Origin of the sequence: Mesorhizobium sp. M7A.F.Ca.CA.002.15.2.1, from assembly GCF_003998715.1 — a bacterium.
In the GTDB taxonomy this organism is placed as follows: domain Bacteria; phylum Pseudomonadota; class Alphaproteobacteria; order Rhizobiales; family Rhizobiaceae; genus Mesorhizobium; species Mesorhizobium ciceri.
In genome coordinates this window covers 1-7313 of record NZ_RZPI01000243.1, presented here as the reverse complement: position 1 = coordinate 7313, position 7313 = coordinate 1, and the positions used below count along the sequence as shown (strand labels likewise).

7 protein-coding genes are annotated in these 7313 nt (G+C 62.7%); 4 read left to right on the top strand and 3 right to left on the bottom strand.

Annotated features, from left to right (window positions below; all coding sequences use genetic code 11):
- Positions 1-863, bottom strand: an 863-nt coding sequence (locus tag ENZ74_RS15470; RefSeq protein ID WP_127312849.1) for an LLM class flavin-dependent oxidoreductase, incomplete at its 3' end; no start/stop codon positions are given.
- Between the two features lie 124 nt (positions 864-987).
- Positions 988-1908 (bottom strand): LysR family transcriptional regulator, encoded by a 921-nt coding sequence (locus tag ENZ74_RS15465; RefSeq protein ID WP_024501932.1) that lies wholly within the window; start codon positions 1906-1908, stop codon positions 988-990.
- Between the two features lie 131 nt (positions 1909-2039).
- On the opposite strand from ENZ74_RS15465, the gene ENZ74_RS15460 reads away from it, so the two are divergent.
- The 4 genes from ENZ74_RS15460 (at position 2040) to ENZ74_RS15445 (ending at position 6534) form a co-directional block, all read left to right on the top strand.
- A complete protein-coding gene (locus ENZ74_RS15460; RefSeq protein WP_024501931.1) occupies positions 2040-3257 on the top strand; it encodes a urate hydroxylase PuuD in 1218 nt (405 codons plus the stop codon).
- Between the two features lies 1 nt (position 3258).
- Complete coding sequence (guaD, locus tag ENZ74_RS15455) at positions 3259-4575, top strand: guanine deaminase (protein WP_063169826.1); 1317 nt, start codon at positions 3259-3261, stop codon at positions 4573-4575.
- Positions 4576-4768: 193 nt separating this feature from the next.
- Positions 4769-5272 (top strand): heme-degrading domain-containing protein, encoded by a 504-nt coding sequence (locus ENZ74_RS15450; RefSeq protein WP_063169827.1) that lies wholly within the window; start codon positions 4769-4771, stop codon positions 5270-5272.
- Positions 5269-6534: a glycerate kinase gene (locus ENZ74_RS15445; protein WP_063169828.1), complete on the top strand. Its 1266-nt coding sequence runs from the start codon at positions 5269-5271 to the stop codon at positions 6532-6534. The genes ENZ74_RS15450 and ENZ74_RS15445 overlap by 4 nt, the downstream gene beginning before the upstream one ends.
- A 51-nt stretch (positions 6535-6585) precedes the next feature.
- On the opposite strand, the gene ENZ74_RS15440 is transcribed toward ENZ74_RS15445, so the two are convergent.
- A partial coding sequence (locus ENZ74_RS15440; RefSeq protein ID WP_245470960.1) for a UdgX family uracil-DNA binding protein occupies positions 6586-7313 on the bottom strand: 728 nt, incomplete at its 5' end.

The following is a 7313-nucleotide window of genomic DNA, read 5'->3' as shown; positions in this document are numbered from 1 at the left end:
ATGTTGAACCCGTCGCAGCCTCTCGCCCGGAATTCCTTTTCCAGCCTCTCGGCGACGGCAGCCGGCTTACTATCGGCGATAAGCGCGACGTTCGTCAGCACTTTCACAGCATCCGGATCGCGTCCGCACGCCGTGACACGGCGCCTGATATCGTCATAGCGTTCGGTCGCGCCCTCCACCAGTCCGCCGTCCAGCAGGATGACATCGGCGGTGCGAGTGGCAATATCGAAGTCGGATTCCTGCAGGCCCGACAAGACGAGCACTGGCGTATCCTGCGGCGACCGGGCGACGTTCAGCGGTCCGCGCACGGAAAAGAATTCGCCCTTGTGCTCCAGCAGGTGCATCTTTTCGGGGTCGTGGAAGCGGCCGCCGCCCTGGTCGAACAGCAGGGCGTCCGCATCCCAGCCCTGCCACAGACCTTGCACGATGCCGATATATTCCTCACTGCGACGGCGGAAATCGTTAGGCGAAAATCCTTCGGGCCGGCTGAAATTGGCTGCTTCCCGTGGCGCTTGCGTCATGGTTGCGTTCCAGCCACTGCGGCCGTGGCTGATAACGTCGAGCGAAGCGAAACGGCGTGCCAGATTGTAGGGTTGGTGGGCAATTGTCGAGGCAGCGGCAACCAAGCCGATCCTGCTTGTGACAGTCGCCAGAGCGGCCAGCAAGGTCGTCGCTTCGAAGGGCATCCGTTTGTTCGCGGCTTCGCTTTCGGACGCTGGCGCGGCATCGGCAAGCAGCACCATGTCCAGCCCGGCTGCTTCAGCCTTTTGCACGAAACCAGCCAGGCGGCTGAATTCCAACCCAGTCTCGAGTGATGGATCGGCGAGCGAAACGGCAAGATGCATTGTGGCGCCGTTGTCCATCGGGGGTTCCTATGAGATGAAATGCCACCCCGAACTATGTTCGCCACATCCTGGGATGGCAACCGCCGGCGCTGGGCCAAACCGCCGCTCACCTACCGGCCAGTCCCTATTTGCCGGCCAGCCTTTATTTGCCAGCAAGCAGATCGTTGATCAGCCGCTGGCAGCGCTCGGCCATGAAGTCGAGCAGCAGCCGCACTTTTGGATCCTGCAGCTTCTTGTGCGGATAGACGGCGGCGAACTGCACCGGTGTCGGCGGCGTGCTGGGCAGGATCACCTTCAGCCGCCGATCGCGGATGAATGGCTCGACCTCGAAGCGCGGCTTGTTGATGATGCCGCGGCCTGAAAGCGCCCAGCCGGTGAGCACGTCGCCATCGTCGGTGTCGTAGGGCCCGTGTACCTCGAATTTCTGCGGGCCGGTGGGGGTCTGCAGCGTCCACACATATTCGCGCGCGCCCGAATAACGCAGCATCAGGCAGTCGTGCTTCTTGCCGATCAGTTCCTGCGGCTCAATCGGTTCGCCGCGCGCTTCGAGATATTTCGGCGCCGCCACCAGCACGCGCTCGCATTCCATGATGCCGCGCATCCTGAGGCTGGAATCCTCGATGATGCCGAGCCGGAAGGCGACGTCGATGCCTTCCTTCATGATGTCGACATTGTGGTCCGAGAGCCTGAGCCGCACCTCGATATCAGGGTATTTGTCGTGGAAATCGGGGATGCCCGAAGCGACCAGCCGGCGGCCGAGGCCGAGCGGTGCCGTGACGCGGATGGTGCCGCGCGGCTGGCCGGAAAGGGCAGAGACTGCCGCTTCCGCCTCGGTGATTGCCTCCAGCACCTGCTTGGCGCCCCCGTAAAAAACCGTGCCATGCTCGGTCGGCATCAATTGCCGTGTGGTGCGGTTGAACAGCCGCACGCCAAGGTGCTTCTCCAGTTCCTTGATGCGGTTGGAAGCGACCGCCGGCGAAATGCGCATGTCGCGCCCGGCCGCCGACAGATTGCCGAGTTCAACGACGCGAACGAAGACGGCGATGTTGTCGAGATAGGCCATGCGGAGCACCTTCGCCGGTTTGCAGGATCAACCTAGTATTTTCCATTTTTTTTTGAAAGTCCTCGTGCGCCTCGCCTCTTTCCGTTTGCGCTCCAGCCCGTAAAGTCACCCAATCGGCAGGGACGATTTCAATGATGGATTTCGCGATTTTCTGGGATTGGCTGAGTTTTGCCGTGCGCTGGCTGCATGTCGTCACCGGCATCGCCTGGATCGGCTCGTCGTTCTATTTCGTCGCGCTCGATCTCGGCCTGCGCCAGCGTCCCGGCATGCCCGTCGGCGCCTTCGGCGAGGAATGGCAGGTGCATGGCGGCGGCTTTTATCACATCCAGAAATATCTGGTGGCGCCGGCCGAAATGCCGGAACACCTGACCTGGTTCAAATGGGAATCCTACGCCACCTGGCTTTCCGGCTTCGCCATGCTGTGCGTCGTCTATTATGCCGGGGCCGATCTGTTCCTGATCGATCCGAACGTGCTGCCGATGTCGGTGCCGGTCGGCATCCTGCTGTCTCTGGCAACGATCGGCGTCGGCTGGGTGGTCTACGATCTGCTGTGCCGCTCGCCGCTGGGCAAAAGCGACACCGGCCTGATGCTGGTGCTCTATTGCGTGCTGGTGTTCATCGCCTGGGGACTGACCCACCTGTTCACCGGCCGTGCCGCCTTCCTGCATCTGGGCGCCATCACCGCCACGATCATGTCGGCCAATGTCTTCATGGTCATCATCCCCAACCAGAAGATCGTCGTCGCCGACCTCATCGCCGGCCGCAAGCCCGACCCGAAATACGGCAAGATCGCCAAGCAGCGCTCTCTCCATAACAATTACCTGACGCTGCCGGTGCTGTTCCTGATGCTGTCGAACCACTATCCGCTGGCGTTCGGCACTGAGTTCAACTGGGTCATCGCCTCGCTGGTGTTCATCATCGGCGTGCTGATCCGGCACTATTTCAACTCGGTCCATGCGCGCAAGGGCAATCCGACCTGGACCTGGATGGCGGCACTCGTCCTGTTCATCGTCATCATCTGGCTGTCGACCGCGCCGAAAGTGCTGACCGGCGAACCCAAGGAATCCGCGTCGGCGCAAGTCTATGTCGCTTCAGCGCATTTCCCGGCGGTGCGCGACACCGTGCTCGGCCGCTGTTCAATGTGCCACGCGGCGGAGCCGGTCTATGAGGGCATCTATCATGCGCCCAAGGGCGTGATGCTCGACACCGATGCGGATATCGCCAACCACGCCCGCGAAATCTATCTGCAGGCCGGCCGCAGCCACGCCATGCCGCCCGCCAACGTCTCTCAGATCACCGACAAGGAACGGGCGCTGCTGGTGGCCTGGTTCGAAGGCGCAGGGAAATAGCATGAATTCGACACTTCTGCGCGGCCGCACGCTGTCCTTTGTGCGCTGGCCGCAAACTCTCGAAGACCATTCCGCCTGGCGCTACGAGGAGGATGGCGGACTGCTGATCCGTGACGGCAGGATCGTCGCCGCGGGTAGTTATGCCGATGTTGAAAAGCAAGCCGACGAAACGGTGAAAAGGATTGACCACCGGCCGCATCTGCTGCTGCCCGGCTTCATAGATGCCCATGCGCATTTTCCGCAGATGCAGATCATCGCCTCCTACGGCGCCGAACTGCTCGACTGGCTGAACACCTACACTTTTCCGGAAGAAACGAAGTTCGCCAACGCCCAGCACGGCCGCCGCATCGCGCGGCTGTTCCTCGACGAAATGGTGCGCCACGGCACCACGACGGTCGCCGCCTACTGCTCGGTGCACAAGGCCTCGGCCGAAGCCTTCTTCGCAGAATCGCATGACCGCAACATGCTCAACATCGCCGGCAAGGTGATGATGGATCGCAATGCGCCCGACGGCGTGCTCGACACCCCGCAATCCGGCTATGACGACACAAAGGCGCTGATCAAGGAGTGGCACGGCAAGGGCCGCCAGCACTACGCCATCACGCCGCGCTTCGCCATCACCTCGTCGCCGGAGCAGATGGAGATGGCGGGCGTGTTGTGCCGCGAACATCCCGGCCTGCACATGCAGACGCATCTGTCGGAAAACCACGCCGAGATCGCTTTCACGCAGGAACTCTACCCGTGGGCGCGCGACTACACCGACGTCTACGAGCATTACGGGCTGTTAGGCAAAAAGAGCCTGTTCGGCCACTGCATCCATTTGTCGGAGCGCGAAGCGGATGCGCTTTCGGACTCGGGCTCGGTGGCGGTGTTCTGCCCGACCTCGAACCTTTTCCTCGGCTCCGGCCTCTTCGATTATCAGCGCTTTCGCCGACGCGACAAGCCGATCCGCATCGCCGCCGCCACCGATGTCGGCGGCGGCACCAACTACTCCATGCTGCGCACCATGGACGAAGGCTACAAGGTGATCGCGCTGAATGGCGAAAAGCTCAACCCGTTCCAGTCCTTCTGGCAGACGACGCGCGGCAATGCCGAGGCGCTGTCGGTGGTGGAAAAGATAGGCACGCTGGACGCGGGCACCGACGCCGACATCGTCGTGCTGGACGCCAGGGCAACGCCGGGAATGCGACTCAGGATGGAGACGGTCGAGACGCTGGCGCAGGAACTCTTTCTCCTGCAGACGCTGGGCGACGACCGCTCCGTCCGCGAAGTTTATGTGGCGGGGCGGCCAGCCAAGGCTGACATGAGCGCGGGGTAAGGCCCCCTCACCCGGATTGCCAACCGAATTGCGAAGGCAATTCGGGGCAATCCGGCCTCTCCCCGAGGGGAGAGGAGGAAGCCGAGGCCCGTGCTCGTCTCTTCTCCCCTCGGGAGAAGGTGGCCACGCCACGGAAGCTTGACCGAGCGGAGCTTGTCGTACACACGACGTGTGACGATTTCGGAGAAAGAAAATGGCCGTTGCTGACGACATCGCTCTGATCAAGAGACAGGAAGAGACCCTTGTCTTCGCGACCTTTGACGAGGCCGTCGCTTTCAAAATCGGCTCCGCCATTCGCGATCGTGCAATCGCCGAAGATCTACCCATCATAGTCGACATCAGGCTGTGGGACCGGCCGCTGTTCTACGCCGCGCTGCCGGGCTCGAACGCTTCCAATCCCGACTGGGCGCGGCGCAAGATCAATGTGGTCAAACGGTTCCTGAGAAGCACCTATCGCATGGTGTTGGAACAGCAGCGCCCCGACCGCACCTTCAAGATTGGTGAAGGGCTGGATATTGCCGACTACGTGCTGGCCGGCGGTGGCTTTCCGGTGAACGCCAAGGGCACCGGCGTCATTGGCGTCATCGCCGTTTCCGGACTGCCGGAGCGCGAGGATCACGGCGTCGTCGTCGATGCGCTGTGCGATCATTTGGGCGTCGACAAGCGCGGCTTGGCATTGCCTCGGGAAGCCGAATGACCGTGCTCGACCCCAAATCGTTCCTCGTCTCTATCTTCAACGCCGCCGTCGCCGCCGCCGATCCGGAACGAACCATCAGGGATCATCTGCCGGCCAAGCCCAAGGGCCGTACCATCGTCATCGGCGCGGGCAAAGGCTCGGCGCAAATGGCGGCAGCCTTCGAGAAAGTGTGGGACGCCCCCATCGAAGGGCTGGTCGTCACCCGCTATGGCTATGGCGCGACCTGCGAGCGCATCGAGATCATCGAGGCGGCGCACCCGGTGCCGGACGATGCCGGCCTTGAAGCCTCGCGCCGGCTGCTGGCGAAGGTGCAAGGGCTGACGGCGGACGATCTGGTGGTGGCGCTGATTTCCGGCGGCGGCTCGGCGCTGTTGCCGTCGCCGGCCGGCAGCTTGACGCTGGCCGACGAGATCGCCGTCAATGAGGCGCTGCTCGCCTCGGGTGCGCCGATCGCGGCGATGAACACTATCCGCAAGCACCTTTCCACCATCAAGGGCGGCAGGCTGGCGGCGGCCGCATGGCCGGCCAGGGTGGTGTCGCTGATCGTCTCCGATATTCCCGGCGATAATCCGGCAATGGTCGCCTCCGGCCCAACCGTACCGGATACAGGCAGCCGCGCCGACGCGCTGGCCTCGATATCGGCCTATGGCATGAAACTGCCGGCCTCGGTGATGGCGCATATCAATTCGCCGGCCGCCGATGCGCCAAGCCCGGATGACGAGCGCTTTTTGCGCAACGAGGTGCATCTGATCGCTTCGGCCGGGGTATCGCTGGAAGCCGCCGCTACGGAAGCGAAACGGCAAGGCGTCGAGGCGGTTATCCTCTCCGATGCCATCGAAGGCGAAGCGCGCGAGGTTGGCGGTGTCCACGCCGCGATCGCGCGTGAAGTGGCGACGCGCAACAGGCCTTTCTCGAAGCCGGTGCTGATCCTGTCGGGCGGCGAGACAACCGTGACGCTGCGCGCAAAAGGCAAGGGCGGCCGCAATTCGGAATTCCTGCTCGCCTTCGCCATCGGCATCAATGGCGTCGACGGTATCAATGCGCTGGCCGCCGACACTGACGGCATCGACGGTTCGGAAAACAATGCCGGTGCCTTTGCCGATGCTTCGACCGTGTCGCGCATGCGCGCTGCCGGGGTGGACGCCAAGGCTATGCTTGCCGGCAACAATGCCTGGACGGCCTTCAACGCGGTTGACGATCTCTTCGTACCCGGCCCGACCGGTACGAATGTCAACGATCTCAGGGCAATTCTGATCAGGTAGCCGCAGCAATTCCAGGAAGGTTTTCTGTCCGGAATCGCGCAAAACAGACAATCAGGCGGCCATCAGCCGCTTCACCAGCTTCATGTCCTGCAGGAACCGTTCGCGTTCAGCCTCCTTGTCCGCGGGTTCGCGGATGCGCAGGATGAAGGAGGGATGGATGGTGATGAACACGCGCAATCCGTCCTCGCGCTCGATCACTTGTCCGCGCATCTTTGTCACCGGAATCGCCTTGCCGAGCAGCGACATCGCCGCTGTCGCGCCGAGTGCCACGGCGAGGTTCGGCTTGATCAGCTCGAATTCTTGGTCGATCCACCAGCGGCAGGCCTGAATCTCACCGGAATTCGGTTTGGAGTGGATGCGGCGCTTGCCGCGCGGCTCGAACTTGAAGTGCTTGACCGCGTTGGTGACATAGACCTTTTGCCGGTCGACACCGGCATCGTCCAGGATCGCATCGAACACCTTGCCGGCCGGACCCACGAAAGGTTTGCCGGCGAGGTCCTCCTGATCCCCCGGCTGTTCGCCGACGAAGATCACCTTGGCATTGTCAGGGCCTTCACCGAAGACGGTCTGCGTCGCGTCGCGCCACAGCGGGCAGCGGCGGCAGCCTTTCGCTGCCTCGCGCAATTCCGGAATCGTGCTTGCATCATCTTCCGGTGCTTCGACGGGCTGCTTCGGCCAATGCCGTGCCTGCACCTTTGCGTGGTGCGGCGCGGGTGTTGTCGGCATCTTCGCAATCATGTCCTTGGCGGCCTTGTCCGCTCCTGCGATCATGTCTGGAA

Bases quoted from the DNA above. Each gene is read 5' to 3' on its own strand.
- guaD (WP_063169826.1), top strand. From the start codon at position 3,259: ATGAATTCGACACTTCTGCGCGGCCGCACGCTGTCCTTTGTGCGCTGG.
- ENZ74_RS15450 (WP_063169827.1), top strand. From the start codon at position 4,769: ATGGCCGTTGCTGACGACATCGCTCTGATCAAGAGACAGGAAGAGACC.
- ENZ74_RS15460 (WP_024501931.1), top strand. From the start codon at position 2,040: ATGATGGATTTCGCGATTTTCTGGGATTGGCTGAGTTTTGCCGTGCGC.
- ENZ74_RS15445 (WP_063169828.1), top strand. From the start codon at position 5,269: ATGACCGTGCTCGACCCCAAATCGTTCCTCGTCTCTATCTTCAACGCC.
- ENZ74_RS15465 (WP_024501932.1), bottom strand. From the start codon at position 1,908: ATGGCCTATCTCGACAACATCGCCGTCTTCGTTCGCGTCGTTGAACTC.